Origin of the sequence: Neobacillus oceani (genome assembly GCF_046237595.1) — a bacterium.
Taxonomy (GTDB): Bacteria; Bacillota; Bacilli; order Bacillales; family Cytobacillaceae; genus Bacillus_D; species Bacillus_D oceani.
In genome coordinates, this window is record NZ_CP143543.1 from 1,266,961 (window position 1) to 1,293,497 (window position 26,537).

General features: G+C 39.9%; 32 protein-coding genes and 1 riboswitch. Of the genes, 30 read left to right on the forward strand and 2 right to left on the reverse strand.

Going from position 1 to position 26,537, the window contains the following annotated elements:
* The first annotated feature begins 247 nt into the window (after positions 1-247).
* From V1499_RS06425 to V1499_RS06450, 6 genes are all read left to right on the forward strand, one after another.
* Positions 248-1,702, forward strand: a complete 1,455-nt coding sequence (locus V1499_RS06425) for a DHA2 family efflux MFS transporter permease subunit (protein WP_409274735.1) — start codon at positions 248-250, stop codon at positions 1,700-1,702.
* Between the two features lie 50 nt (positions 1,703-1,752).
* Positions 1,753-2,190 (forward strand): universal stress protein, encoded by a 438-nt coding sequence (locus V1499_RS06430; RefSeq protein WP_409274738.1) that lies wholly within the window; start codon positions 1,753-1,755, stop codon positions 2,188-2,190.
* Between the two features lie 735 nt (positions 2,191-2,925).
* Positions 2,926-3,210, forward strand: coding sequence for a DNA-binding protein (locus tag V1499_RS06435; RefSeq protein ID WP_409274740.1), 285 nt, complete (start codon positions 2,926-2,928; stop codon positions 3,208-3,210).
* A 694-nt stretch (positions 3,211-3,904) separates the two neighbouring features.
* Positions 3,905-5,731 (forward strand): M3 family metallopeptidase, encoded by a 1,827-nt coding sequence (locus V1499_RS06440; protein WP_409274742.1) that lies wholly within the window; start codon positions 3,905-3,907, stop codon positions 5,729-5,731.
* Positions 5,732-5,941: 210 nt separating this feature from the next.
* Positions 5,942-6,059, forward strand: a riboswitch (SAM riboswitch).
* A gap of 359 nt (positions 6,060-6,418) precedes the next feature.
* A complete protein-coding gene (locus tag V1499_RS06445) occupies positions 6,419-7,837 on the forward strand; it encodes an MFS transporter (RefSeq protein WP_409274743.1) in 1,419 nt (472 codons plus the stop codon).
* The gene (locus V1499_RS06450; RefSeq protein WP_409274745.1) at positions 7,834-9,207 is read left to right on the forward strand and encodes an LLM class flavin-dependent oxidoreductase; all 1,374 of its coding nucleotides are present in this window, start codon (positions 7,834-7,836) and stop codon (positions 9,205-9,207) included. Before V1499_RS06445 ends, V1499_RS06450 begins: the two co-directional genes overlap by 4 nt.
* A gap of 262 nt (positions 9,208-9,469) precedes the next feature.
* Here V1499_RS06450 and V1499_RS06455 read toward each other — a convergent pair whose 3' ends face one another.
* Positions 9,470-9,901 (reverse strand): MarR family winged helix-turn-helix transcriptional regulator, encoded by a 432-nt coding sequence (locus tag V1499_RS06455; RefSeq protein ID WP_409274746.1) that lies wholly within the window; start codon positions 9,899-9,901, stop codon positions 9,470-9,472.
* Between the two features lie 125 nt (positions 9,902-10,026).
* On the opposite strand from V1499_RS06455, the gene V1499_RS06460 reads away from it, so the two are divergent.
* The 6 genes from V1499_RS06460 (at position 10,027) to V1499_RS06485 (ending at position 13,891) form a co-directional block, all read left to right on the forward strand.
* A complete protein-coding gene (locus V1499_RS06460; RefSeq protein ID WP_409276241.1) occupies positions 10,027-10,608 on the forward strand; it encodes an NAD(P)H-dependent oxidoreductase in 582 nt (193 codons plus the stop codon).
* A 348-nt stretch (positions 10,609-10,956) separates the two neighbouring features.
* Entirely contained in the window at positions 10,957-11,688 is a 732-nt protein-coding gene (locus tag V1499_RS06465) for an NAD(P)H-dependent oxidoreductase (RefSeq protein WP_409274747.1), read from the forward strand.
* A 210-nt stretch (positions 11,689-11,898) separates the two neighbouring features.
* Positions 11,899-12,093, forward strand: a complete 195-nt coding sequence (locus V1499_RS06470; protein WP_409274749.1) for a hypothetical protein — start codon at positions 11,899-11,901, stop codon at positions 12,091-12,093.
* Positions 12,094-12,365: 272 nt separating this feature from the next.
* On the forward strand, positions 12,366-13,016 hold the full coding sequence (locus V1499_RS06475; protein WP_409274751.1) for an RNA polymerase sigma factor: 651 nt from the start codon (positions 12,366-12,368) through the stop codon (positions 13,014-13,016).
* A 57-nt stretch (positions 13,017-13,073) separates the two neighbouring features.
* Positions 13,074-13,436 carry a VOC family protein gene (locus V1499_RS06480; protein WP_409274752.1) on the forward strand — a complete coding sequence of 121 codons (363 nt, stop codon included), beginning with the start codon at positions 13,074-13,076 and terminating at the stop codon, positions 13,434-13,436.
* Between the two features lie 38 nt (positions 13,437-13,474).
* Positions 13,475-13,891: a VOC family protein gene (locus tag V1499_RS06485; RefSeq protein ID WP_409274753.1), complete on the forward strand. Its 417-nt coding sequence runs from the start codon at positions 13,475-13,477 to the stop codon at positions 13,889-13,891.
* A gap of 236 nt (positions 13,892-14,127) precedes the next feature.
* Here V1499_RS06485 and V1499_RS06490 read toward each other — a convergent pair whose 3' ends face one another.
* A complete protein-coding gene (locus V1499_RS06490; RefSeq protein WP_409274755.1) occupies positions 14,128-14,844 on the reverse strand; it encodes a hypothetical protein in 717 nt (238 codons plus the stop codon).
* Positions 14,845-15,253: 409 nt separating this feature from the next.
* Here V1499_RS06490 and V1499_RS06495 point away from each other — a divergent pair, with 409 nt between their 5' ends.
* The 18 genes from V1499_RS06495 (at position 15,254) to V1499_RS06580 (ending at position 26,536) form a co-directional block, all read left to right on the forward strand.
* On the forward strand, positions 15,254-15,637 hold the full coding sequence (locus V1499_RS06495; RefSeq protein ID WP_409274756.1) for a VOC family protein: 384 nt from the start codon (positions 15,254-15,256) through the stop codon (positions 15,635-15,637).
* 478 nt (positions 15,638-16,115) lie between these two features.
* Positions 16,116-16,370: a gas vesicle structural protein GvpA gene (gene gvpA, locus V1499_RS06500; RefSeq protein ID WP_409274759.1), complete on the forward strand. Its 255-nt coding sequence runs from the start codon at positions 16,116-16,118 to the stop codon at positions 16,368-16,370.
* A gap of 26 nt (positions 16,371-16,396) precedes the next feature.
* The gene (locus tag V1499_RS06505; RefSeq protein ID WP_409274760.1) at positions 16,397-16,828 is read left to right on the forward strand and encodes a gas vesicle protein GvpP; all 432 of its coding nucleotides are present in this window, start codon (positions 16,397-16,399) and stop codon (positions 16,826-16,828) included.
* Between the two features lie 21 nt (positions 16,829-16,849).
* Complete coding sequence (gvpQ, locus tag V1499_RS06510) at positions 16,850-17,296, forward strand: gas vesicle protein GvpQ (protein ID WP_409274762.1); 447 nt, start codon at positions 16,850-16,852, stop codon at positions 17,294-17,296.
* A 28-nt stretch (positions 17,297-17,324) separates the two neighbouring features.
* Positions 17,325-17,588 (forward strand): gas vesicle protein GvpJ, encoded by a 264-nt coding sequence (gvpJ, locus tag V1499_RS06515; RefSeq protein ID WP_409274764.1) that lies wholly within the window; start codon positions 17,325-17,327, stop codon positions 17,586-17,588.
* A 69-nt stretch (positions 17,589-17,657) separates the two neighbouring features.
* A complete protein-coding gene (gene gvpO, locus V1499_RS06520; protein WP_409274766.1) occupies positions 17,658-17,918 on the forward strand; it encodes a gas vesicle protein GvpO in 261 nt (86 codons plus the stop codon).
* 65 nt (positions 17,919-17,983) lie between these two features.
* A complete protein-coding gene (gvpN, locus tag V1499_RS06525) occupies positions 17,984-18,859 on the forward strand; it encodes a gas vesicle protein GvpN (protein ID WP_409276242.1) in 876 nt (291 codons plus the stop codon).
* Positions 18,860-18,873: 14 nt separating this feature from the next.
* Positions 18,874-19,641: a GvpL/GvpF family gas vesicle protein gene (locus V1499_RS06530; protein ID WP_409274768.1), complete on the forward strand. Its 768-nt coding sequence runs from the start codon at positions 18,874-18,876 to the stop codon at positions 19,639-19,641.
* Positions 19,641-19,895 carry a gas vesicle protein GvpG gene (locus V1499_RS06535; protein WP_409274770.1) on the forward strand — a complete coding sequence of 85 codons (255 nt, stop codon included), beginning with the start codon at positions 19,641-19,643 and terminating at the stop codon, positions 19,893-19,895. Before V1499_RS06530 ends, V1499_RS06535 begins: the two co-directional genes overlap by 1 nt.
* A gap of 13 nt (positions 19,896-19,908) precedes the next feature.
* Complete coding sequence (locus tag V1499_RS06540) at positions 19,909-20,715, forward strand: GvpL/GvpF family gas vesicle protein (protein WP_409274771.1); 807 nt, start codon at positions 19,909-19,911, stop codon at positions 20,713-20,715.
* Positions 20,716-20,731: 16 nt separating this feature from the next.
* Positions 20,732-21,004 (forward strand): gas vesicle protein, encoded by a 273-nt coding sequence (locus tag V1499_RS06545; protein ID WP_409274773.1) that lies wholly within the window; start codon positions 20,732-20,734, stop codon positions 21,002-21,004.
* Positions 20,970-21,254 (forward strand): gas vesicle protein K, encoded by a 285-nt coding sequence (locus V1499_RS06550; RefSeq protein ID WP_316572702.1) that lies wholly within the window; start codon positions 20,970-20,972, stop codon positions 21,252-21,254. The genes V1499_RS06545 and V1499_RS06550 overlap by 35 nt, the downstream gene beginning before the upstream one ends.
* Before the next feature lie 22 nt (positions 21,255-21,276).
* Entirely contained in the window at positions 21,277-21,606 is a 330-nt protein-coding gene (gene gvpJ / locus V1499_RS06555) for a gas vesicle protein GvpJ (RefSeq protein ID WP_409274775.1), read from the forward strand.
* Between the two features lie 17 nt (positions 21,607-21,623).
* On the forward strand, positions 21,624-22,061 hold the full coding sequence (gene gvpT / locus V1499_RS06560) for a GvpT/GvpP family gas vesicle accessory protein (protein ID WP_409274776.1): 438 nt from the start codon (positions 21,624-21,626) through the stop codon (positions 22,059-22,061).
* A gap of 56 nt (positions 22,062-22,117) precedes the next feature.
* Complete coding sequence (locus V1499_RS06565) at positions 22,118-23,494, forward strand: hypothetical protein (RefSeq protein ID WP_409274778.1); 1,377 nt, start codon at positions 22,118-22,120, stop codon at positions 23,492-23,494.
* 1 nt (position 23,495) lies between these two features.
* Positions 23,496-23,897 carry a gas vesicle accessory protein GvpU gene (gene gvpU, locus V1499_RS06570; protein ID WP_409274780.1) on the forward strand — a complete coding sequence of 134 codons (402 nt, stop codon included), beginning with the start codon at positions 23,496-23,498 and terminating at the stop codon, positions 23,895-23,897.
* A 438-nt stretch (positions 23,898-24,335) separates the two neighbouring features.
* On the forward strand, positions 24,336-24,887 hold the full coding sequence (locus V1499_RS06575) for a glycerol-3-phosphate acyltransferase (RefSeq protein WP_409274781.1): 552 nt from the start codon (positions 24,336-24,338) through the stop codon (positions 24,885-24,887).
* A gap of 47 nt (positions 24,888-24,934) precedes the next feature.
* The gene (locus V1499_RS06580) at positions 24,935-26,536 is read left to right on the forward strand and encodes an aminotransferase class V-fold PLP-dependent enzyme (protein ID WP_409274783.1); all 1,602 of its coding nucleotides are present in this window, start codon (positions 24,935-24,937) and stop codon (positions 26,534-26,536) included.
* Position 26,537: the final 1 nt, after the last annotated feature.

Below are 26,537 nucleotides of genomic sequence, written 5' to 3' on the forward strand. Positions count from 1 at the left end.
TCTTGGTATGAAAAAAAATAATTTTGTCAACCTAGTTGACATATAAACATTTATATTGGTATAGTTAAAAAATCGTCTGTAGGCGGGGGTGTACGGCGGAAAGGGAAAATAGCTGAAAATCGAATCAAAATCATCTTGTTTTTCAGCAAAAAAAGGACAGCTTTTGTAGAAGGGCTTAGCTTGGTTATGACGAAAACAAAAGTCGTCCGATAATAATATAGTCTTAGTTATTTAAAAGGAGATTGTTATGAGTACACAAATTCAAGTGAAAAATCCAAAAGCAATGGCATGTATCTTAATGTTAGGTGCTTTTATTGGTTTATTTGGTGAAACCGCACTAAATATGGCGCTAACGAATGTTATGGAGCAATTTAAAATCACGCCTCCGACAGCACAATGGCTAACAACCGGTTATTTATTGGTATTGGCAATTTTAGTCCCGGTTTCAGCACTTTTAATGAAATGGTTTACGACTAGACAGTTAGTTACAGGGGGATTAATCATTTCGCTTATTGGGACGATTTTAGCAGCCCTATCAGTAAGTTTTCCTGTTTTACTAGCAGGCCGTTTAGTACAGGCAATGGGAACAGGCCTTTTGCTTCCTGTCATGTTCAGCGTGGTTTTACTCATTTTCCCGATCCAAAAACGCGGAGTGGTAATGGGGGTTATGGGCCTTGTCATTACATTGGCGCCAGCATTAGGGCCAACGCTTTCCGGGGTGATTATTAGTACATTGGGCTGGCCCTACATCTTTTGGATAAGCTCTGTTTTCAATCTTTTCTTAATTGCTTTTGCCACAGCTAAAATCGTGAATGTTTCAGAGATTACGAAACCAAAAATCGACGTATTGTCAATTCTACTATCAACAATCGCATTCGGTGGCTTGATTTTTGCATTGAGCACAATGGCGGAAGAAGCTCTCTCATCTTCCAACGTACTAGTTCCGCTGCTTGCAGGGATAGTCGCCTTGGTATTATTCGCGGTTCGCCAAATGAATATGGACCAGCCAATGGTCAACCTGCGTGTATTTAAGTATCCGATGTTCACATTAGGAACGTTGATTATGTTCCTTGGTATTTTAATCATATTATCAACTGCCATTCTATTGCCGCTTTATTTAAAGGGTGCTTTATTATTTAGTGCCGCTGTGGCAGGCCTGCTATTGCTTCCTGGGAATGCCGTCAACGTTATTTTGTCGCCGATCGTTGGATCTCTCTTTGACAAGTGGGGGCCCCGCTATTTCGTCATATCCGGCTTCGCTTTAATCGTAATTTCGAATTTAGGTTTTATCACTATCCTTTCAGATTCAACACCTTCCTGGCAAGTAGTGGCGGCATTCATGGTTTTATTCTTTGGGCTGACATTGGTAATGATGCCGTCACAAACCAATGCGATGAATCAATTGCCCCGTGAGTTATATGCCGATGGATCAGCGGCTATGAATACATTGAATCAAGTAGCTGGCGCAGCGGGAACAGCTATTGCAATCACTGTATTTACTAGTGGCCAAAGCAGTTTTATCACAGAATTTCCAAGCGCAACAGAGCCCCAAGTATTAGCGGCGGGAGTCAAATATGCATTCTACTTCATTACAGGTATATCCGTCGTTGGATTAATCAGCTCATTTTTTGTAATAAGGTCAAGCGATGTAAAGCAAACGTCTCCAGTAAGGGTAAAGTCAAAAGAACTTGCGCGAAATTAGATTTTATACATTTTGTTTAAAGTAATAAGTTGTAGTAAGGAGATAAGAAAATGGCGAATCAATATGAAAGTATATTAGTAGCTGTTGACGGTTCAAAAGAAGCTGAATATGCATTTCGCAAGTCCATTGATGTTGCAAGACGCAACGAAGACTCTTTATTGACTATAGTAAACGTAATCGATACACGCTCATTCGGTCCTTATGAGCGTTCAGCGATTGAACGCGCACAGAGCGTGTCTGAGGAACTTTTAGAGGAATACAGAAAACAAGCCAGGGCAGAAGGAATTGATAAAGTAAGAGTAGTCATCAAATACGGCTCTCCTAGAACGGTCATCACTGATGAGGTTGCCACCTTAGTCGATGCTGATATAATCATCTGTGGTGCTACGGGCCTCACCACGGTCCAGCGGTTCTTAATTGGTTCCGTATCCGAATCAATCGTGCGTTCAGCTAAATGCGACGTCCTTGTAATCCGGACACCAGAATAAGAGCATGTTTGTTCTTGGGGAGATTCGTCAAACCTCTCTTTATAAAAAGCCAAAACCTTTAAAGAAACCAATCGTTTTGATTTCTAAAGGGTTCGGTTTTTCGAGTACAAAAACTTAACTCTCACCAAATTAGCAGTCCAATTCGCAACTGAATTGGACTGCATCTTTTTGTGATATATCATGGTTATCTGTTAGGGTATTTTAGCACCTAATCGCAATCCGTTTAGTTAGGATGACAGAGTTATTGTCAGCCTAGTTGAATTGCGTTGTAAAATTTTCCATTATTTGAAATAATTGTTTTTAAACTAAAGAGCGAGTTGTAGGAATTACTTTCACTTTAATCCGGATTAATCACTCTTTTCTGTTGGAATCCTAATTAAACGGGGTAGGTTAGTTTAGGAAAACTTTACAATTCATCTCAGTTTTATGTTGTATGATTTTACTTATAATACAATTTTTAAGGGGGGATGAAATGAATTTCTTATCAGCAATAGCTAAGGCCCTTTTACAATTTGGGGCTATTTCGGTAGTGGTAATATTAGTTTTTTAATTGGTGTTTTCTATCTATTTAAGAGTGTTAAAAAGAATAAGAGAGATGGTAAAAAAAGTTGACAGTCCAATAATGATAATTTATGTGACAGACCTCAACTGACATTTTGAACCAGCGGGGATACGACTGCATAATAAGCAGTCGCCTTATTTTTACAATCGGTAAATAGGAAGGGGATAATACATATGGATATAAGTTTTTTCTGGATAGGTGCAGGATTAGCATTTTTGGGCTATTTTATAGGAGATGGATTAAAGAACTTTAAAAATTCAAAAGGGAGTTTCTCTGGGTACCCCACATTAATAAAAGAAAGGGATTTGTATCTTTATTTAGGGTTAAGTAAAGAAGAAGTAAACGAACTGCTAAGCAAATTTCCTGATGCACCAAAAGTCGAATTGAAAGGAACTACATATTATCCGTATCAACATTTTATAGAATGGTTTTCATCTAACGATATTTATAAAAGGTAACTTTTAGTATTCAATAATTTTTAATCATCGGGCACAATCCTAGTACAAGGAATTGTGCTTTTTTAATAAATGTTTATTTAGTCCATACTGTCAAATTCAAATAGGCGATGCTTCTTTAACAGGACATCGCCTATTTGGTTTCATTAATAAAGTAGATTGCGAAGTATTGTACTTAAAGAAACGGGTGCTTACTTTCCACAAAGCATCACTATAAAGAACGCTCAGGGCTGTTCTGAGCTTTTTGTAAGTTCATTTAACTGCTAAAACACGTGCTAATTCAAAAGCGAATTATCTGTATGAATAGCACATAAATTCGAATTTTGTACTTCAATACTGAACCAGTTAATATTTGCTGTTCGGTCCTTAAATCCTCTTTAAACGCCCGAATGACCGGCTACACACTGCCGTTCGGGCATTAAGTCATTGTTTAGTGCCCGAATGACCAGCTGCCCATTGCTGTTCGGTCGTTAAATCCTCTTTTAACGCCCGAATGACCGTCCCACACTGCTGTTCGGGCATTAAGTCATCGTTTAATGCATGAAAGACCTGTTTCCAGCTTGACTAAAATGGCTCATCGTCTGTTCCACTGAACCTGTAAACTTAAATCTCCCTTTTAAGGGAAAATCATATATATACCGTCTATAAAAATGATATTATCAGAATATTACGTATTCTAAAAAAAGGGGAGTTTACGATGAGTGTGATTACCCGTAAGGATGTGCCGGTGGAGGAAACGTGGGATTTGACGCCGATTTTTGCATCGGATGAGGACTGGGAAAAGGCGTACATTCAGGTTGGGGAAGATTTGGATGGGATGCTTCAACGCAATATTGCACTGGCTAATGCGAAAGCCACCCTGGATTTGCTTGAACAATTCGACCGCTTAATGGAAAGGTTCAGCAGGGTATCAAGCTACGCTTTTTACAAATACTCCGAGGATGGGACCGATTCGGAGAACCAGCGCAGGCTTGGGCGTTCGCAGTCTCTTGGAAAAAAATCGTACAGCCTCAGTACGGTGGTCGTGAACCAATTTTTGCAACTTCCGAAAGATACCCTGCAAACCTACAAAGAAGAGGAAAGCGGCCTGCACACGTATGACCGGTTCCTCGAGAAAATCGATAACCTGCGCGACCACTCTCTAAAGCCGGAAATGGAAAGTTTGCTGTCATCCCTTGGACGCACCTTGAATGCACCGAACTCTACTTATTTAACGATTACTGCGTCAGACTTGAAGTTCGAGCCGGTGAAGGACAAGGATGGAAAAGAAGTACCGGTTTCACTTTTCATGTACATGACCCAGGTCGAAACGTCCCCGGATACAGTGCTGCGCAGGAATGCGTACCAGTCGCTGTTTAATGGTTTGAAGAACTATCAGCATGGCCTCGCCCAAACGCTGAAGAACGAAATACATAAAAATGTGGCGATTGCGAAACTGCGCCAGTATCCAACGACGATGGATTTTCTGCTTCACTATGACTCGCCGGCGGACAACAACTTTTATTCAGGGGATGGCATTCCCCGAGGCTATTTTGAGGATGTGCTCGATACGTTCCAGCAGGAACTTGCCCCGCATATGCAAAGGTATGCGCGCCTAAGGAAACGTCAGCTTGGCCTCGACAAATTGCTTTTCTCGGATGTTAAAGCACCGCTTGACCCTGATTTTGATCCGCCCATCAGCTACGAAGAGGCAGGGGAAATCATCGTTGAAGCCGTTGGGGTGCTCGGACCTGAATACCAGGAACAAATGCGGAAGGTTTTCACGGACCGCTGGGTATACCGGGGCGATAACGTCGGGCGGAGGATGATCGCATTCGGAGGCGGCGTCCATGGTGTGCATGGCTATTCATTTTACCCATGGGGAGGCAATCTGTTCGATGTGATTCTCCTCGGCCATGAGCTCGGACACGCCATTCATCTCACGCTTGCCGCTCAAAACCAGAAGTTCATTAACAATGGCGGGTCTCTGTTATTCGTCGAGGCGCCGTCCACCTTGGTCGAACATTTAATTGTCCAGTACCTTCGTGAAAAACGTGATGACCCGAGGCTGCACCGCTGGCTGAATATGTACTTGATGATGAGCTACCACCATAATTGCGTTACCCATATTCTAGAAGCCGAATTGTTGAGAAGGCTGTATAAAATGGCAGACCAGGAGATTCCGTTGACGACAAGTGTCATCAGCGACACGAAAGGCGCGATTTTATCGGAGTTCTGGGGAGACACCGTCGAAATCGATGAAGGCGCGAAACTGACGTGGATGCGCCAGCCGCATTATTATATGGGCCTTTATCCGTTCACCTACTCGATTGGCACATCCGCTTCCACTGTCGTAGCAAACCGGATCAAGGAGGAAGGGGTTTCCGTCGGCGAGCAGTGGACAGAGGTCCTTAAGCGTGGAGGAACATTGGGCGGCTTCGACCTGTACAAGATGGCCGGGCTCAACATGAGCACAACTGACGTCATCAAACAGGCCATCGCCCATATTGGTACGATTGTGGATGAGCTGGAAAAGAGCTTTTAAGTTTTTTTGAAAAAATGAGAAGTGGCTGAACCGAAAAATGCTTCCCTGCCCAGCTACATTTAGTTGCACGTTGAAACATTGGTTGAAACGGATTTTGAAGGAAAAAATAACAGGGAAAGCTGGTCACTTCTATCTAACAAAAAAGTTTAACACTTGACAGTATTATTTTAGTAAACTATTATGAGAATAATCTTAAAAAAATGAATATTTTCCTTATTAAGAGCAGGGGAGGAATCTGGTCCAGAGATCCTGCAGCAACCATCACTCAAATTATATTTCAGTGATAAGGTGCTAAGTCCAGCAAGCATTTTAGCTTGGAAGATAAGGGAGGGTGTAGACTCTATAGACTCTGTTTATAAAACCTCTTCCTTAATGGAAGGGGTTTTTTTGGTATATATAAGGACTTGGCAACAGATGGAACGCCTAAAGTCATTGTCCAATTAATTATATCCATATCAGCTTCTTAGAAAAAACCATACATTCACACGCCTTTATATCCTAGTTATGCTATTGGAAAAATAGGGATAATAAGTAGGAGGAATCAAAGATGCATAAACTCAAATGTTAAAAAGTGTAAATTAGCACCCTGACCATTTAACAACCTATTTTATTTTTACCAAGAGGCTAATAGAGGACCCATCTGTAACGAAAAAACCCGAACATTTAGGAGCCTCAGGGTAATTTACCATGAAGTATCAAGTAAGAAAGAGCGTGTTGCAAAGCTCAATTATTTTTGAAAGAGGGATGAAAATGAAACAAGCTGAACTGGCATCGTCAACCAACAGCGCACCGGATCAGAAAACAATTAGAAAAGTCGTGATATCGGGTGCGATTGGCAACTTTATCGAATGGTATGATTTAGCAATCTATTCTTATGCAGCAATCGGCATATCCTTGGTCTTATTCTCGGAAGCTGGGGAATACGCTCTCATTTATTCGTTGCTTGCCTTTGGTTTCACATATCTCCTGCGCCCAATAAGTGGTGTCATCATGGGGGCAATTGGTGACAGGATAGGCCGTAAAAAACTCCTTGTATTAACGATTTCCATGATGGCGATAGGGACGCTTTGTATTGGACTGATCCCCTCATACGCTGCCATTGGAATCGGCGCTCCGATTCTTTTGATGGCGTGCAGGGCTGTGCAAGGAATCTCTGCAGGTGGAGAATTTGTCGGCGCCGCGGCCTATGTTTATGAGTTTTCTAATAGGAAAAATAAAGTCTTTTTAATGGGTTTGATTCAGTTAGGCACCTGCTTATGCTATCCAGCTGCGGCGTTTGCTGCCTACGGGCTTGGAGTATGGTTAGGTGGTGATGCGTTTAACGAATGGGGATGGCGACTATTATTTATTTCAGCTGCGCCGCTCGGGCTTATTGCGCTATTTATACGATCTGGATTAGACGAATCACCAGTGTTCAAAAAACTACAGGAAAATGGAGAAATCTCGGCATCACCTTTTAAGGATAGTTTGAAATATGATCCTAAACGCTTAATTCTTACATCAATCTATGTCTTAGGTTACAATGCAGCCGCTGTAATGGTGCTTTTATATATGCCAATATACCTTGTGAATGTAAGTGGATTCGCACCAACAGAAGCGAACCTCACAATGGGAATTACGGGGCTCATATTTGGATTGTCTGTACCTGTCTACGCCTGGATTGTCGGTCGAAACCCTGATTATATACCAGCATTTCGCATCGCAAGTTGTGCTGTATTCGCTGTATTCGTTGTTTTTGCCTATTGGTTGTTTACCGTCCCTGGAGGTATGATTTTTGGAATCGTAATACTCGGTTTGATTGTAGGGTTCCATTACGCACTAGCTCCATTTACCGTAGTCGATGTTTTCCCGGCGGCACATCGCTTTACTTCGGGGGCTATCGCTTACAACGTTCCTGTCGCTATAGGAGGTGCACTATTCCCAGTGTTGTTCTCTTCATTTTCCAATATCGGGGCTCTTGTTCCACCTATCTTTGTAGCGCTTGTCAACGTGGTTGCCTGTATATCCGCGATTGGGTTAGCGCGTATAACGAAGGAGCGCGATTCGACGGGGTATGTGCCGAGTACATCATATAATTCATTTTCGAAGGAGATGAGTAAGTCATGACTAAGCCCCTTTCATTTTCTGCATTTCTTATGAATACAGCCAATCACAATTTACATGGATTGTGGCGCGAGGACGAGGGTCGCCAGAGGGATTTCAATGATATAGATCTCTGGATATCATTGGCAAAGCGACTTGACGAAGGTGGCTTTGATTCTATTTTTTTCGCGGATGTGGTTGGATTATATGGAAATCATCGTGGTGGATGGAAATATCATGTAGAAAAAGGGTTGCAAATACCGAGCAATGACCCAATGGTGCTATTATCAGCTTTGGCCGTTCACACAAAGAATCTCGGATTAGCTTTTACGGCCTCTCCACTACAAGAACATCCGTATAATTTTGCACGGCGTGTATCGACGCTTGATCATATTTCAAAAGGCAGGATTGCATGGAACATGACGACAGGATTTTTGGATAATGCTTTTCGAAACTTCGGCTATGATGGTATGGTTGAGCACGATGAACGCTACAAATGGTTGGATGAATATACCGATGTGTTATATAAGCTCTGGGAAGGCTCGTGGGATGAAGGAGCACTCTTGAAGGATAAAGAAAGTGGAATCTATGCTGATTCAGATAAAGTACATAAAATAAATCATGTTGGTGAGCGCTATAAGGTAGAGGGACCTCACCTTGTTGCACCATCACCGCAACGGACGCCGGTACTTTTCCAAGCTGGATCATCACCGACTGGGCGCGACTTTGCGGCTCGAAATGCGGAAGGGGTTTTCATCAAAGCACCGAATCCGGAAATTGCTCGTAAGCAGATTGAAGAAACCCGGCGAATTGCAATTCAACATGGAAGAGATGGAAAGGACCTTCAGTTTTATCAAGGTTTATCCTTTGTTATAGGGGACACTGAAGAAGAAGCGCAGCGTAAAGCAATCGAACTCGAAAATAAGGTAGATTTGGAAATGATGGTTGCACATATGGCAGGTGCGGCAGGGATAGATTTAGGGAATGTCAGCATGGATACCCCGCTTGATGATGTAGATTCACAGGGAATGAGTACTTTCTTTAATTGGGTGAAGCAAAATACACCAAAACGAACTCCTACAGTAGAAGATTTGGCCAGATACCATGTCCGAACGATTAGAGTGGTGGGAACTCCAGAATCAATTGCTGACAAACTTGAACAGTGGCAGAAGGCGGGAGTTGATGGAATTAATGTGATTAGTTCAACGATTCCAGGTTCGTATGAAGAATTCATTGATTATTTAATGCCTGTACTTCGCCAACGTGGATTAGCTCGTAATCCGGATGAAGAGCAAACTACTTACAGAAATAAGCTTTTTGGAGAGGACCGTTTAAATAAACGTCACCCAGCCTCACGATATAGAGGTGCTTTTGCTTCTAAAAACTTAGTTTAGGATGCCTATTCGTTTTCGATGTCTGCCACACCTGGAATTTAGTGAAAAAATGTTAAAGGCTAGACTGGATGAAACAATCATCCGGTCTAGCTTTTTATAGGAGTACTGACAGTGTGGCAGAGCTTTTGTCATAACATATACATGGTGCGATTCCTGTCTAAAGACTAGGGGTAAGCCTTTTTAGTGCTTGGATTAAAATAATTCCCGCCTAATAATGCAAGAAGACTTTAATTCAGCTTGTAGTTCTACGAGGGTTATTCAATTAATCCAAAAAAAGTTTCGCCCTTAGGATATCCAAGGCCCGCTCGACTTCCTCCAGGTCTTCGTTCGTAGCATGCTGTATCCGCTCTTGGAAGTGTGCTTCAATCGTTGCAAAAGCATCATTCATCATGGCTTCGCCTTCTTTGGAGAGACGGATGAATTGTTTTCTCCTATCTACACTATCATGAATCTTTTCAATTAAGTTTTTTTCGGTTAATTTTTTCAGCTCTCGGCTCGTGTTTGGCATAGACATGTTCTGGCAGTCATTGATTTCACTTGGGGTAACCGGCTGGCTGACGGCGATATATTCGAGAATGTTATATTGAATTTGGGAAATCGAATCGGGTTTCACATTTTTTGTCAGTTCATTCTTAACCCGATGAACGGAACTTGTAAAGGATACAACCTTTTGGAAAAGAACCCTTTTGTCCACTGTCCTCACCTCTCATAAAAGATAACAAATTTGTTATCTAAAAACAACTATCATTTGATAATTAAATCCCTTGGTGCTATTATTTAGTTATCTAATGATAATTAAAGGGGCGCTGTCATTTGAACATGTTAATCATCTTTACTTACCCCAATCATAACAGCTTGAATTATTCCTTTTTGCAAAAAGTCCTTAAAGGCAGCAAGGAAAATGCAAACATTAAGGAAATTCAAGTCCTCGATTTATACGAGGAGGGCTTCAACCCTCTTCTCGTGTTTAACGAGCAAAAGCGGAGACGTGATATGCACAAGGATCCTGGAATGGAAAAATACAGGCAGCAGCTGGCCTGGGCGGACAAAATTGTCTTCATCTATCCGATTTGGTGGGGAAGGCCGCCCGCTATGCTTCTTGGCTACATTGACCAAATATTTGCGTCTAATTTCGCCTATAAAGATAAAAAAGGCTATTTTCCAGAAGGGCTGCTGAAAGGGAAGTCGGTGGTGTGCGTGTCGACCATGAAGGGACCCGCCTACTATCCACTTCTCTGGCTAAACAACGCTCATAAAACCCTGATGAAACGGGCACTGTTCAATTTCGTCGGGATCAAGAAAGTGAAGTTTTTTGAATTCGGGAACATGGAAAGCCCAAACGGGAACCAGGAGAAGAAAATGGAGAAGGTATACACATATTTCAAAAAAGTAGCCAACTAGTGGAATGATCAGATATCCCGGTAAAAGAAATAAAAAAAGCTTAAGTTTCCCCTGGTTCCCGCATATCTTTTTACGGGGCGTTCCAGTGTAAATATTTCATCTTCAAGAGAATAAAATTGTTGCTCGATTACATGCCTTGTATCTAGAAGAGCAGAGTTATAAGAAACGAGTGCCGAGTATAACCTTACTCAGAATCGTACAGCACCATGAGTCCGGGCAGGTGGAAAGAAAACAGAGAGGAATTCTGTACCTTTTTGTAGAAATGTTTATGATGCCGTGAACGGCCTCGCGAAAGGAAAATACGTATGGGCGGGCACTGTGCTATTTTGAAAAGCAGGAGGAGAACAATTGAATATTCTTATTGTGTATGCCCACCCCGAGCCTAATTCACTTAATGGATTTTTAAAAGACCTTGCGGTAGAAACCCTCTCAGCAGCAGGGCATGAGGTTATCGTATCCGATCTCTATGAAAAAAACTTTAAAGCCGTCGCAGACCGCAATGATTTCACGGAGCTGAATAATCCTGAAAAACTGAATTATATACAGGAACAATATCACGCTTCGAAAAACAGGACGTTCACGAGCGATATCCTCGAAGAACAGGACCACCTTCTTTGGGCGGATATCGCGATCTTTCAATTCCCGATTTGGTGGACAGAGTCCCCTGCCATTCTAAAAGGGTGGTTTGACAGGGTTTTGGCCTATAACTTCGCATATGGGCCGGGCCATTATGACCAAGGGAATCTCCGGGGGAAAAAGGCGATGCTTTCGATTACCCACGGCGCTTCTAGTTTGGCGAATTACGGTGCCTATGGCTTAAAAGGAGACTTGGACGAGCGGCTGTTTAATATTCAGCATGAAAAATTATTCTTTTGCGGAATGGATGTCATAGAGCCTTTTATCTTCCACTCGAGCACGAAGGAAGATGCGAAAGAGGGCCTTTTCAACGACTATCGGAAGAAGCTCTTGAATATTTCGAATGAACCTGTCATTCCGTTCCATCCCCTTTCGCATTATGAAAAAGGCCAATTGAAGGATCAATACAAAACTTCGATACAGCAGGAACTTGAAATGTCCTAATGAGCACAAAAAATGCAAGGCCGTCTTTTTGGCCTTGCGTTCCTGTTTGGAAATATAACTCCATACTCTCCATTTAACGGGTTCTTTTTTTGAGTAAAAGGACTATATAAAAAAATTTGTTAACAGTTCTATTTAAGCTAATGGGGCAGGTTAGTTACGGAAAAATGATAGATGATGAAATTAAAAGATAACTGAAAAGGGGGTTAAAATGTGTACAGGGGAGATATGATTGTTGAGTCAAAAATTTTTAGGTTAGTTATTTTAGGTGCTTTTTGGACTTCAATTGTCATAGCTTTACTCATTATTTTTATGATTATAAATTTCATTTTTAAATTTACATTTTTAGATTATAGGTTCGATGATGGAAAACTTCATCCACCAATTGAAACTTTAAATAAACAATGACCACAATAATTCAACATTTTCATTCACTATGGTGAATTGCCGGTTTTGCGATTCATGGATGACTAAGGGGTGCGTTGATTCAGAAAGGATTTACCACCCTTCTTGTTGAAGTACATGTTAAACAAACGTGGTGGTTAGTTTAACTTCTTATTTAACATACTGGGAGTTGAAGAAGGAATAAATAAAATGGAACGGCAGGACAAGGCCATTATTTTGTTGAATAATAATCTATATTGAATATATTGACTCTTTTGGTAAGGAGTATAGATTTAATGTCCGATTATTATTTTGAACCATTTTTACCGGAACTTAAAAAGTATTGTTATATGTTGGCGGGTACCCCGTGGAATGGAGAAGATTTATTTCAGGATACTTTAATAAAACTCTTAACTAATAACGCGGTTCTGTCTGAACACCCCAACCCTAAAGGATATATTTTTAAGATTGCAACGAATCAGTGGTATGACATAACCAGGAAAACAAAGCGTGAAATTGTAGGAATCAACAATGAATTTGAATTAGCAACTTTTGATAGCAGTCTGTTGGAATCAGTAGAAATTCTAATTTCCCTTTTACCGTTTAAGCAAGCAGCTACTCTATTACTTAAAGAATATTTTGGGTTTACTTCAAATGAGATTGCAAAGTTGCTGGACATGACTTCAGGTGGAGTAAAAGCTGCGATTAATAGAGGGAAAACTAATCTCGCCAAATTAGAAAAATTCCAGCAAAACAATGAGGACCCCACTCCTAACCTTCTGAATCGATTGTTGAATGGACTGAAAAGCAACGATTTCCATTGTGTAGTTTCTACATACCACCTTTTAGTTTCAAGAGGAATTAAAATAAAAAAATCGGATGGCCATTTTATATTTGAACTTATAGACCCGGATGGCAATCGTTTTTGGATTAATGAAAAAATTTAAAAAGGACCGTATCCTTTTTTGTTTTTTTTCAGTTATTAAAGTAGGAGGTGAGTTTGAATGAAATCTGTTAAACGGGTAGATGCTGTTTTTGTTCCGGTTACCAATCTGGAAAGTTCAGAAAGATGGTATATGAACACATTCCCTTTTAAAGTCGTCTACCGAAGCAGCGATGGTCTATATGTAGGCTTTCGTTTTATTGAGGGCGGGGAAACTAAAACAGCTTTAACTCTTTATAAAGTTGATAAGATGCCTGAATCTACGCACATTGCATTCAACTTTTATTGTGATGATGTGGACGGATATCATAATTATTTATCCAATCAAAATTACAGAGTAACTGAAATTCACGGCGGAGACGGAATGCGTTTTTTTAACCTTTACGATCCAGATGGAAATGGTTTGGGTATTGTGACATTTTAAAGGGAAATCACTAATAACAAAATTGGGGAGTGTAAAGAATGAGTACGTATATTCAAAGAGTAGGAACTACATATATACCTGTCACTGATCCAGAAAAATCGTCAATATGGTATCAAGAGAAACTCGGTGCCGTTGAAAATTTTCGGAATGATGATAAGGCAATTTTAGATTTTGCTCATCAAAGTTTCTTCCTTGTAAAGGCTAAACCAGGAGAGGTTGCAAAATTTTCAGATGTTCATGGAAAGGAACATTTTACAGTCACTTTCGAAGTAGATGGATATAATCGTTTAGTCGAGTTCCATGATTACCTTGAAAAGCAAGGAGTCAATGTTGGTGAAATTGAAGACCGTGGCCATGCAGGGAACAATTTCGTTTTTTATGATTTGGATGGAAATTTATTTGATGTATGGAGCGAACTAAGTCCTTCTTTTAAGGAATTGCATGGAGCAAAGTAGTAAGAGAATTTGGTGTCATATGCCAAAATGAGATAATTGAAAAGCTATGTTAAATAATTTGATGATAATGACCATAAAACAAGGACCCGATTAAATTGGGGTCCTTGTTTTAATTACTTATAAAAGACTAGCACCCTTTAGTTAAATAAGGAAATCTTCTTTTGTTTGAATAGTTGATTCAGAAATATTAATTTTGGATTTTAAAATCCAATTTAATATTATTTAAAAATGGGGCATTAGAAATAAAATGGATTTTCAATATTGCCAACTCCCCATTCTTTTATTGCCGTACGATACATTCCTTTTGCATGAATATGGTCATGCCAAATAAATCTTCTTAAGACTTTTCGAAGTGACCACTGTTCTCCGTAACTACCGTTGAAAGTTTTACTCTCCATAAAATTGTCAACCTTTTCTATTGCCTTTATCGTTTGAATTCTATTTTGGTAGATGTTTTCCAAGTTATTAATGTGCACGCCAATTTCGCCAGCATAGTATTTAGTTACCTTATTTGTATGTTCATACATCTCTTTGGGAGTCCTTGGAACAGAACCATAAAAGGATTTTCTTTCTTTTAAAGAAGTATAATTTTTATCAGGAATTGAATCATAAATTACCTGAAAATCATTCGCAGATTTTAATACACGAATTTTTAGTATTTCATATTCTTGTTTTGAAATAGGAGCCTGCTCTGATAAAAATATTACATCAGAATCAGCTTCATTTATCCGCAATTTACTTTTTTTCGATTGAACAATGATGGTTTCTACTAAATCAGTTTCTGAATACTTTATTCCAGCCCATTTACAATATCTTTTAATCTCGATGGGGAATTTTGATAGAGCTTCCTCCAGTTCTTTCCCCCTTGTATACGCTCCAGGAAAACTTTCTGAGTACATTAAAAATCCTTCATCATTGTACTCAACTACAACTTTGTTTTTTATTGTATTCATCCTCTTTCCCTCGAATAAAAAAGTATTTTATAGTTAAAGCTCATTTCCCTTAGCAACATGGCCCCTTCTTCAACAAACCTGCACCGTTTGTTTAATAAGTGATTCAACAAAAAGGCGGTAAATCCTTCCATGAACAGTATCAGTAGTCGATTGAAACGTTTGAATGACGTTTCAATGGAGTTGCAGTAAACTATATCCAACATTACTTGGCATGGTTCCGTTATGTTTATAGTAAGGAATATTAGGATCATTGACGATAAGAATAATTTATTGATTACTTCTTGCCTGTTCACTGAAGGGAACAAACAGCAATCTTCGGCGATCAGCTTTTTCTTGCTGAACAAACAGGCAGGAATTATTAATTATCCTGTGGAATTAAACGGTATTATTCATTGGAGGTGTATGCTAGTTGTCAAAAGCAATTGAAAACAGGATTGATACCATTTTTGTTCACGTAACGGATTTAGAACGTTCAGTACGATGGTATAGTGAATTACTTGGGTTGGAGGTAAGGGAGGGGAAACGTAATGGACCTATATATACCTTGAATATGGGAGACGGACGTCCTGGTATAACCCTTGATAACCATTGTTTTGAAAAAGATTATAGTTTTATCCCATCAAATCAACCGCTCTTTAACCTTAGTGCAACTGACATAAATGAAGCTTTTAACCATGTTACTAATATTGGTGCTGAGATAGTAACTGATATCATAACATATCCCGATTTGGCTGAGTTCTCCTTTAAAGATCCTGATGGTAATATCATTATGGTGTGTACTTGTTTCAGTTGATTACAAGTTATTTATTGAAGTAAAGCGGATAACGTTAGTCAACTAACCGCCTTTCTTAGGAGGTGGTTTTCTAGTAGTCCAGAATCAACATCAATGTTTAATATAGCCAATTGAAAAGGTACCAACTCCTAATGGTAATACCGTAGCGTACAAATAAAGAATCAGTTATTTTCGAATCCCATACCAATACCTTAGCTATAAGGAAAGAATATACCAAAAGCTTTCATCCTTTCGGGATGGGGGCTTTTTTTTATCGGTACATTGCTCCTCTATTAGTTTAGGCAACTGGTTTTAATTAAGTCATTCTCTTAATCAAGTTTTATCATCAAGCCGAGGAATTCCTAAATATGTCTAAAGTGGTAGATGAATTTTTTTCGTTGATTTTCGTTTATCTTCACTACATAGCGGTAAAAGGCACTATAAGCGCTAAAGAAAATACCTGCCCGGCAGCCTAAGCTGGAAAGAAAGGAGACTTCGGATGAGCGTTCAAAAGAGTACGGATAGTTCAAGCCTGGCAGAAGTAATAGACAGGATTCTCGACAAAGGGATAGTGATTGATGCTTTCGCAAGAGTCTCGCTTTTAGGTATTGAAATTTTGACGGTTGAAGCCAGGGTAGTGATAGCCAGTGTAGATACATGGCTGCGCTATGCAGAAGCGGTTGGGCTTCTTAAGGATGAAGCCGACAGGATTACAAGTAATGATAAAGAGGGAACCCCTCAATTTAGTTTGTAAAGTAATCAGTAAAGGGGTAATTATTTATGCCTGAATTGGAATATAACCAGCATTTGCAGGAAACGGATCAACAAGAAGAAAAAACGGAAAATGGTAATTTTTCAATTAATCTTGCATTAGTTGGCGGGATTGTGGGCGCAGGGCTTGGGTTGCTTTCAACCCAGGAAATGAGTAAAAAAGCCTTTAAAAATTTCATTCAGTCAGACTTTGTAAAAAATACAAGCCAGGAACTGAAAAAAGCTGCCCAGGAAATTATCACGAACCAGGCCCAAAAAAGCATCAGTCAGATTGCATCCAATTATATCGAAAACACTGATGCGGGTTCAGCTGCAATCGAATCGATGGGTACTTCCAAGTTTGAAGAAATAAAGGAAGAAAATAAAAATCTGAATGAGCGGCTTGACCGTATTGAAGAAATGCTCTCAAAACTCGCTGAGTCGAGAATCGAGAACGCTTAACAAACCAAAGGGGGAAATGTGGTGGGAGAACGCCTGAAAAAAGCAGCCGGAAAAGTTGCGAAAGAAATCATCGAACATACCCCCAAGCCAATAAAGAAAAAAGTTAAAACAGAATTTGTTGAAAAAGCCAAAGAACATGCTGTTGAAAATTTTCAGGAAAAAGCGGAAAACTTCACAGAGAAATTAGAAGAAAAACGGGAACATTTTGCTGAAAACCTTTACGATAAGGCCGAAGAGGCAAAAGAGAAAACCCAGGATGCCCTTCTTACTGCCAGGGAAAAGGTAGGCAGGGCGAAAGAGGCAGGGAAAGAGCTCCAGGAAAACCTGTCCTCTTCCCAAAAAAAGAAAGAACGTAAAGTCAAAGGAATCGACAATATTAAAAGTGCAAGCAGCATAAAGGGGACTAACGATATTAAGGGGGCTGCCAATATCAAGTCGTCAAATGATATTAAAACAATGGGCTCCTGATTTAAACATCCAGAAAGGAGAATCAAGAATGGCTGTTCAAAAAAGTACTGATAGTTCAAGTCTTGCAGAGGTTATCGATAGGATTCTGGATAAAGGGATTGTTATAGATGCCTTTGTTAGGGTATCCGTTGTAGGGATTGAAATACTGACGGTTGAAGCGAGGGTAGTTATTGCAAGTGTGGATACGTGGCTCCGTTATGCAGAAGCGGTAGGGCTGCTTCGAGATGAAGTGGAACAGAAGGGGCTTCCTTCCCAGGAAAATGAAAGAAGCAACGCCAGGTTTAGTATTTAGGATGACGGGTAGGTGTCAGGGTATGTACAACACATATCCTGACACTTATTTAAAAAGTGGAGGCAGGCAATGGAAATTAAAAAGATTATAGGGAATGTGACTGAGTTTTTTAATGAGTTTGTTGCACCCGTCCATAAGATTACTTCAATAGAAGAAGCTGAAAACGGCTGGAGGCTCACGGTTGAAGTAATAGAAGAAAAAGAATACATGAAAAAGTATGCGAAGGATGAAATGATAGGCGTTTATGAAGTCAGCCTGAATCAAGAAAAAGAAATTTCTTCATATAAACGGCGGGAGCTGCGATTTAGAAGCTCCATTAACCAAGAATAGTAGGGCGTGGTAAAAGAGTGACAGTCTTAAAGCAGAGCAATAATCAGCATAAGCCACCAATTACTATGGACCATAGTACCCAGGATTTATTGCAGCGATCTCAAAGATATTTGGCTGCCGGTTATCCTGTGCATTTTACAGGTCCCTCCGGAGTAGGGAAAACGTCGCTGGCACTTGCTCTCGCGAAAAAACGGAAGAGGCCGATCATGCTGATTCATGGAAACCATGAATTAAATAATAAAGACCTTATTGGTGACTTTACTGGCTATACAAGCAAAAAGGTTGTGGATAACTATATCAGATCCGTCTATAAAAAAGATGAAAGCCTGACGGAAGTATGGAAAGATGGCCGTTTATTAGAGGCTGTTAAAAATGGGTACACCCTCATTTATGACGAATTTACCCGTTCAAAACCCACAACAAACAATATTTTCCTTTCACTGCTTGAAGAGGGGATTCTCCCGCTTTATGGAACAAAAATGACTGAGCCATTTATCCGCGTCCACCCGGAATTCAGAGTGATATTTACCAGCAATCCTTCCGAGTACGCAGGGGTTTACAAAACTCAGGACGCACTGCTCGATCGGCTCATTACCATTTATATTGACCACAGGGAAAGTGAGCAGGAAGCAAAAATCGTTTCGGAGAAAACCGGCATTAATCTTGAGAAAGCCAGATTCATAACTTCCCTCATTGGGGAACTGCGCAAAAGCTGTAAAGAAGAGGACGGACCTAGCTTGAGAGCTTCTTTAATGATTGCCAGTCTGGCAGAGAACGCAAAAACGCCTATTAAAGGGAAAGATCCAGAATTTCAACGGCTTTGTATTGATATTTTAGGCCATCAAATCAGCAAGTGCTTTAAAGATGAGGCTCAGCCTAATAAAAAAGCAGAAGAGCTGATTATTACAGTATGCGAGGGCATCAAGAAAAATGAGGAGTAAAGGGGAAGTATAACATGAATCAAGAAGAGCAAATGGGTATTTATATCTTTTGTGGGATACAGACCGATTCGAATGAAACATTTGGTGAAATCGAGTTTGACGGAGAGAAACGGGAACTTTTTGTTATCCGGTATAAAGATTCCGGAATGGTTGCAGCGGAAGCCCCTTTAAAAATTTATCAGCCAAACAAGGATAACCTTATGATGCACCAAAAAGCTGTATCCCTTGTAATGAACCAAAATGATACCGTCATTCCCGTCAGTTTTGGGAACGTCTTCCATACAAAGGAAGATGTTGAAGTACTGCTGGAAAATCTATATCCACAGTTTCAGGAGCTTTTTCCTGCAATAAAAGGAAAGATCGAATTAGGGTTAAAAGTCATCGGAAAACAAGAGTGGCTTGAATCAAAGATTAAGGAAAACTCGAAGGCAGGCGCTTTGGCAACCGCTGTTCAGGGAAAATCTGAAGCGGCCAGTTATTACGAACGGATTCAACTGGGCGGAATGGCTCAAAATCTTATTAAATCTCTTCAAAAGGAGATTGAGATGGAAGTATTTCAGCCGTTAACCGAACTGGCAGAAGCCTCTAAAACAAATAATCCAATAAGCGAAAAAATGCTGCTTAATGCATCATTTTTAATAGACCGGGATAAAGAGCAGAAATTTGATGAACAGGTGAATGCGGTTCATGAAAAATGGAAGGATAAGGTCGAGTTTAACTATAGCGGTCCCTGGCCGGCCTATAATTTTGTCAACATCAGGCTAACGGTTGAGAATGTCTGATGCTACACAAATTGGTTTCCGCCCCCATCAACCTCGTTATTAAAATTGCTGAAAAGGTGAAAGAGGAGGCGGATAAAGAGCTTTACGACCTTCCAACCATTCAGCAAAAACTCATCCAGCTTCAAATGATGTATGAATTGGATGAAATCCCGGAGGAAGCCTACAAAGTAAAAGAACAAGAATTGATGGTTAGATATGAAATAGCAAAACAGAAAGAAATGGAACAGTGGCAGGAAATGACAAAAAAGAAGTGAGGAAGACAGGAGTATGGGCGATCTGATTTATTTATATGGGTTGGTCCCAACAAAAGAAGCGCAAGACAGGTCGCTTCCGGATTATAAGGGATTTGACGGCCGCAGGGAAATCTATTCCCTTTCCATCGGAAATATTACAGCGGTAGTCTGCAAGCTTGATTCAACGGAATACAGCGAACAATCCATTGAGGACAGGATCAATAACGATATGGAGTGGCTCCAGGAAAAAGCATTCCATCATCATGAAACGGTTTTAAATCTATCAAAAATGTTCACTATTATTCCATTAAAATTTTGCACGTTATACAAAAGTGAGGACAGCCTAGAACAGGCGGTACTGTCCAATACAGCGAAAATGGAACAAACCTTTTCTTTACTGGCCGACAATGAAGAATGGAATGTAAAGATTTACTGTAACGACCAGTTGTTAAAACAACAGGTAAGTGAGACCAATGCTGCCATTGAAGAAAAAAGGGCGGAAATCAGCCGATTATCCAAAGGAAAGCAATTTTTTGAAAAGAAAAAACTTGAAACATTAATCGAAGCAGAGCTTGAGGAAGAAAAAAACCGGGTAAGCGAAAAAGTCCATCTGCATCTTAGTGAAATCGCCCTTGAAGGAAATGTCAAAAAAACCTGGGGTAAAGATGTTACAGGAAGAAAAGACAATATGGCCTGGAATGGTGTGTACCTTGTTCCAAAATCCAAGGTCGAGCCTTTTTTAGAACAAATCCAGCAATATGAAAAGGAACTGAAAGAAACAGGATGGCATTTTGAGGTGACCGGACCCTGGCCTGCCTACCATTTTTCAAGCTTTTCATAAATAAGGATTGATAGATATGTCACTTAGAGAATCAATAGAGAATAAAGAAATCGCCTTGATTGATATTCTTGATGTGATCCTGGATAAAGGAGTGGCCCTTAGAGCCGATTTAGTCATTTCCATTGCAGGGGTAGACCTGGTTTATCTTGATCTCCGGGTCTTGATCGCTTCGGTGGAATCACTTGTTCTGGCACAGCAGAAAGGAAAGACGATATCTTCGGAACAATTCGACGTGCAAAGGGAGGAGCTGCTGCATGCAACCGGCCAGCCAAACAAATGGAAAAATTAATCTGGATCCTGATAATGCGGAACATGGATTGGCACAGCTTGTATTGACTGTTATTGAGCTTTTAAGGCAAATTGTCGAAAGGCACGCAATACGGCGTGTTGAAGGCGGAACTCTTACAGATGAGCAAATCGAAAATTTGGGTGAAGCGCTGATGAATCTGGAAGAAAAAATGGAAGAGTTAAAAGAAATATTCGGCTTGGATGATGATGACTTAAATATTGATCTAGGTCCTTTAGGAAGCTTACTCTAACAAGCCTAAGGAGGACGAAGTGATGGCAGTTGAGCACCATATGCAATCCAGTACGATCGTAGATGTCCTGGAGAAAATATTGGACAAAGGTGTCGTGATAGCAGGCGATATATCAATTGGGATCGCTGACGTAGAGCTTTTAACGATTAAAATCAGGCTGATTGTGGCCTCCATTGATAAGGCAAAAGAGATTGGGATGGACTGGTGGGAAAATGACCCCTACCTTTCTTCCAAAGCAAATGATAACAGGACGAAAGCATTGGAAGAAGAGAACAAAAGACTTCAGGAACGGCTGGAAGCCCTTGAAGGAAATCTGTCCACAAACCGTCTAAACGCACCAAACTCTCTATAACTCAGGAGGTTTTCAAAATGGAAAGCACAAACAATGCTAATGCTGTGAATCAATCTCAAGAAACTCAAACTGGAACCAATACCAATGCAGAGGCTATCAAACGCTCCATTGCCGGGGGGATTATCGGTGCCACAATCGGCTATCTTGCAACCCCGGAAAATGGCAAAAAAGTGATGAAAGTTGTAAATGCAGATAACCTTAAAACAAAGAGTGCCGATATTGGCGATACAGTAAAAGAGAAATCAAAGAAGGCCTTATCAACTGTTAAAACATCCGCGGGCAAGATTTTCAGCAAGAAGGAATCTACCACTCAGGCAAACGACGTTAATGGTGGAACGTCCGAAACTGAAAAACTCAATCAGCGTTTGGATAAATTGGAGGATATGTTAAATAACTTCATTCAGTCAAAAGACAATAAGCCAAGTCAAAGCAGTTCTGGATACAATGCCGAATAACTTTAGAAAAAATACAAAGTAGTTCATTATAACTCTATGTAATTGGAGGGTATAAAATGGAAGAAAACAAAAACAATCAAGACTTAACAAATGAGAATGAAAAAGATAATACCCAGGCTAGTGGCAACGTGGAAAATGAGGAAGAAACGAAAGAAAATAAAACGAAAGAAAACCAAACCAATGAATCCGAGTCAAATGGAACAAACGGGGAGCAATCTGACGAATCAAAAAGTTGGATGAGCAGTTCGTTAACCCGGTCATTGGCCGGGGGCGCAATTGGTGCTGCCATAGGCTATATCGCTACACCAGAGAACAGCAAGAAAGTTAAGGACAGCATCACTGAAAATGTCTCCGAATTAGGGAGTGCAGCCAAGGATAGTTCCAGGAAAGCACTGGATACCGTAAAAAAATCTGCGTCCAAGCTAATGAATAAAAACGAAGGAAACTCCGAAAAAGGTTCTTTGAGTGATCGTCTAGAGAAAATGGAAGAAATGATCGGAATATTATTTAAGGGCAAAAACAGTGATTCGAATGAAGAAGGGACCAATCAAAACAGTTCTGGGCAAGATGAGATGACAAATTCATCGAAAGATTCCGGACAAACGGATCGAGATAGCCAAACCGACAATAGCGACGGGGAAGAAAATAGTATTTCTGAAACAAGGCTTGTCGGCCCGGGAATTAATGAAACTTCTTCCTCCAGTGATAGGGAAGGCGACACTGAAAATCAGCCTCAAAATAATTCGGAAACAGAAAGCAAGGAAACCGAAGATTTAAAAGCAGAACATGAAAAAGTAAAGGATCGCCTGGATAAAATAGAAAAATTGCTATTTAAACTTCTTGAGGAGGAAAATAACAAAACCAATAGCAGACAGGAAAACTCCCCTCAAGGATCGGATAACACAAGCGGCGACGAACAAGACGATTCAGCAGAAAATCTCGACAAAAATAATTCTTCCAAGGAAGAACAGGAAAACGAATCAGCCAACGATGAGGAAAAAAACAGTTCCTCAGTGGAAGAAGGCGAAGAAACAACTGATTTTTCTAACGAAGAGAAGGATGAAGAATTAGAAGATACTTCTGAGGATGAGGAAGAAGACGAAGAATCAGAAGATACTCAGGATGAAGAAGAAGAAGAAACAGAAGATACTTCGGAAGACGAGAATGACGACGAAGAAACGGAAGAAACTCCGGAAGACGAGGATGAAGACGAAGAAACAGAAGATACCCCTAAGGATGAGGAAGAAGAACAACAAGATTCAAAGGGAAAATCAAGCAGCAATAGTAACGGTGCTACAACCAAAAACACAGACAGCAAAAAGGGTAGGCAGGCAAATAACTCAAGTGAAAAAAATACCTCAAAAAAAAGCTACACTGTTCTTCAAGAGGAAGAAGATACTTATCTATTAAATGGATTAAAGAGGGAAGAGTAAAATGAGTAATCAATCCGAACGAGGAAAAGATAACGTCCTTGAGGTATTTGTACAAGCCGCCAATAAACACAATTACAATCTGGATATTACGTTGAATGTAAAGGGAGCAGTCATTACAGGCACTTTGGTATCGGCCAAGGAATATTTCGAGTCACTGAGCCAGGCCTTTGAGGATGGTGGCGATATTGAGGAAAAATTGAGTGAAATGCTCATAAATGCAGGTGAAGCTGCTGATTCAGACGCCCACGATACTGCTAATTTTATTCATTTAACAAACACAAGAGTTTATTGCGGGGACAGCAAATCTACCCCATCAAAAGGAGAATTCCTTTGGAGGGGCAAACTGAGTGAGGTAGATGGGTTTTTCCTTGGAAGAATTGTAGAGGGAAATAGTAAAGGGTAATGAACATTTTCGATTTTGGCCCATAACCCGGTAGAGATAGTTTTAAAAAAAACCTGCCCGGATGGTCTTGTCCCTGTCAAGTTGACAATTAAAAGAGCTATGCAGCGAGCGCGTGTCGATACCAATCGGCGCGCGTTTCTTTAGTTTTCTGTTTCTTTTTTAGCTTTTAATAAGACATTAGAGACACTACTAGGGGCCCGAAGTATACACTACATACTCAATGTATTGAATCAATATAGGGAGATTTTTATAAAAGGGCATTTTTGGTAGGACAAAACTTCACCATATGTTATTATTAGTGTAATATTACCCTAAGTGTGTCTGGTTAACAATAAGGATTTGCAACAGTTGAGTGGTTTTCGTTTATATTTATCATATAAATGATTTTAAGCCTATATTAATATAGGAAATACAAAAATATTTCATTTGAGGTAATGTATGTTACTAAAGCTTATTACTATTATTTTGTTATCTTATTTCCTTGGAGGCTTTACGGCTGCTTATTACGTAACAAAATGGATGAGTGGAAGAGATATTCGTAAACTTGGGAGCGGCAATGCTGGGGCAAAAAATGCTGGGAGACAGTTAGGTAAAAAAGGATTATTCTATACGTTGCTCCTTGATATAGCAAAGGTAATAATCGCTCTGTATATAACGACCATTTTCTTTCCTCAAAATGAAATAATGTTATTGATTAGTACTTTTTTCTTGCTGATGGGGCATATTTTGCCTATGCAACTAGGCTTTAAAGGCGGGAAAGGGGTCGTCGTTTTTTTGGCGTCAACGTTGTTTCTTGTTCCAATTGCGATTCCGGTTCTAGGGATAGGCTTTGGAATCGGTTACCTATTTATTCGAAAGTTTACGATTGCTGGTTTGATTTCAATGGCTTCCATTCCAATTACAGCTTGGATAGTGGAAGAATACTATGTTGCTATTGGTCTTTTCATATTATTACTAATTGTGGTACACCAACATATTAAAAGGAAATGAACAGGTTTCTTCATTCCATTTCATTTTTGTCTAGGGGAGGTAAGAGAATGGAACATAATTCTCTAACATTTAAAATAGCATCGGAACCGGAAGAGATGGAACAGATCTATAAGTTAAATTACGAAACATTTGTGGAGGAAATTCCTCAACATCAACAGAACGAGGACCATCGTTTAATAGATAAATTTGATAGTGAAAATACATATATTATTGCAAAAGATGAAGGAGAAGTTATCGGAATGATTGCCGTTCGTGGCAATCGTCCATTTTCCCTTGACTATAAGCTTGATGATTTAGATAACTATTTACCATCGCATGCAAAACCTTGTGAAATCCGGCTGCTCTCTGTGAAAGGAAACTACCGAAAAACCAGGGTTTTCTTTCAGTTGGTTAACAAGCTGGTTAGTTATTGCTTGGATAGAAATTATAATATGGCACTTATTTCAGGAACTGACCGGCAAATCAAGCTATATAAAAAAATTGGTTTCGAACCGTTTGGACCAATGGTTGGGACAAAGGGGGCAATGTTTCAACCGATGTATTTGACAGAGGAGAAGTTTGAGACGTCAACAAAGGCTTTTACTAGGTTGATGAAGCAAAAAAAGAATCCTTTGAAACGAATGAACTTTCTGCCTGGCCCTGTAGAGGTTAAGAAAGAAGTTGAATTTGCATTCGGAAAAACAGCTATATCCCATCGCTCGGATGAATTCAGTAGAGAAATGAAAGCAGTCCGGGCAAAACTTTGCGACCTCGTAAATGCGAATAATGTACAAATAGTAATTGGGACTGGAACTCTTGCGAATGATTTAGTAGGTGCTCAATTGAAAAAGCTCCCCGGAAAAGGCCTGGTCCTTGCAAATGGAGAGTTTGGATATCGGTTAATTGACCATGCGGAAAGGCTTGGGTTACAGTACTACAAATTGGCAAAACAGTGGAATGAATGGATCTCGATTGATGAAATTGAAGACTTTTTACATACATATGATGATATTAATTGGATTTGGACTGTACACTGTGAAACATCGACAGGCTATCTTTACGATTTAAACCGAATAATAGAAGTATCCAAAAAGTATCAACTTAAAGTATGCTTGGATGCCTGTAGTTCAGTTGGAATAGTTCCCATTGATTTAAAGGACGTATTTTTAGCAAGTACAGTAAGTGGAAAGGGACTTGGTTCATATCCAGGGTTAGCAATTGTATTTCACCAGGAGGCAATTGTACCTAATAAAGAATTACCAAGATACTTAGATTTGGGACAGTATGCCAATGCTGAAAGTGTGCCGTACACTCATTCTTCAAACCTGCTATCTGCATTACATGAAGCGATAAAGAGAGTGGATTTGGAAAATAGATATACTTTAGGGAATGCTGCGAAAAGAATGTTAACTGATGCCGGATTTAGGATCCTTGGGAATGAAGGGTACTCCCCCGGTATCCTGACCATTGCACTTCCAGATTTTATATCTTCAAAAAAGATTGGTGACCGACTGAAGGAAAAGGGGGTCATGATTAGTTATGAAAGTAGTTACTTGATGCAAAGGAATTGGATCCAGTTTGCATTTATGGGGGATTTAACATTGACGGAGATTGAAGCTGCCATTGCAATTTTAAAGGAAGTGATGGATGGTTGTGTTGAGAGGGTTTGAC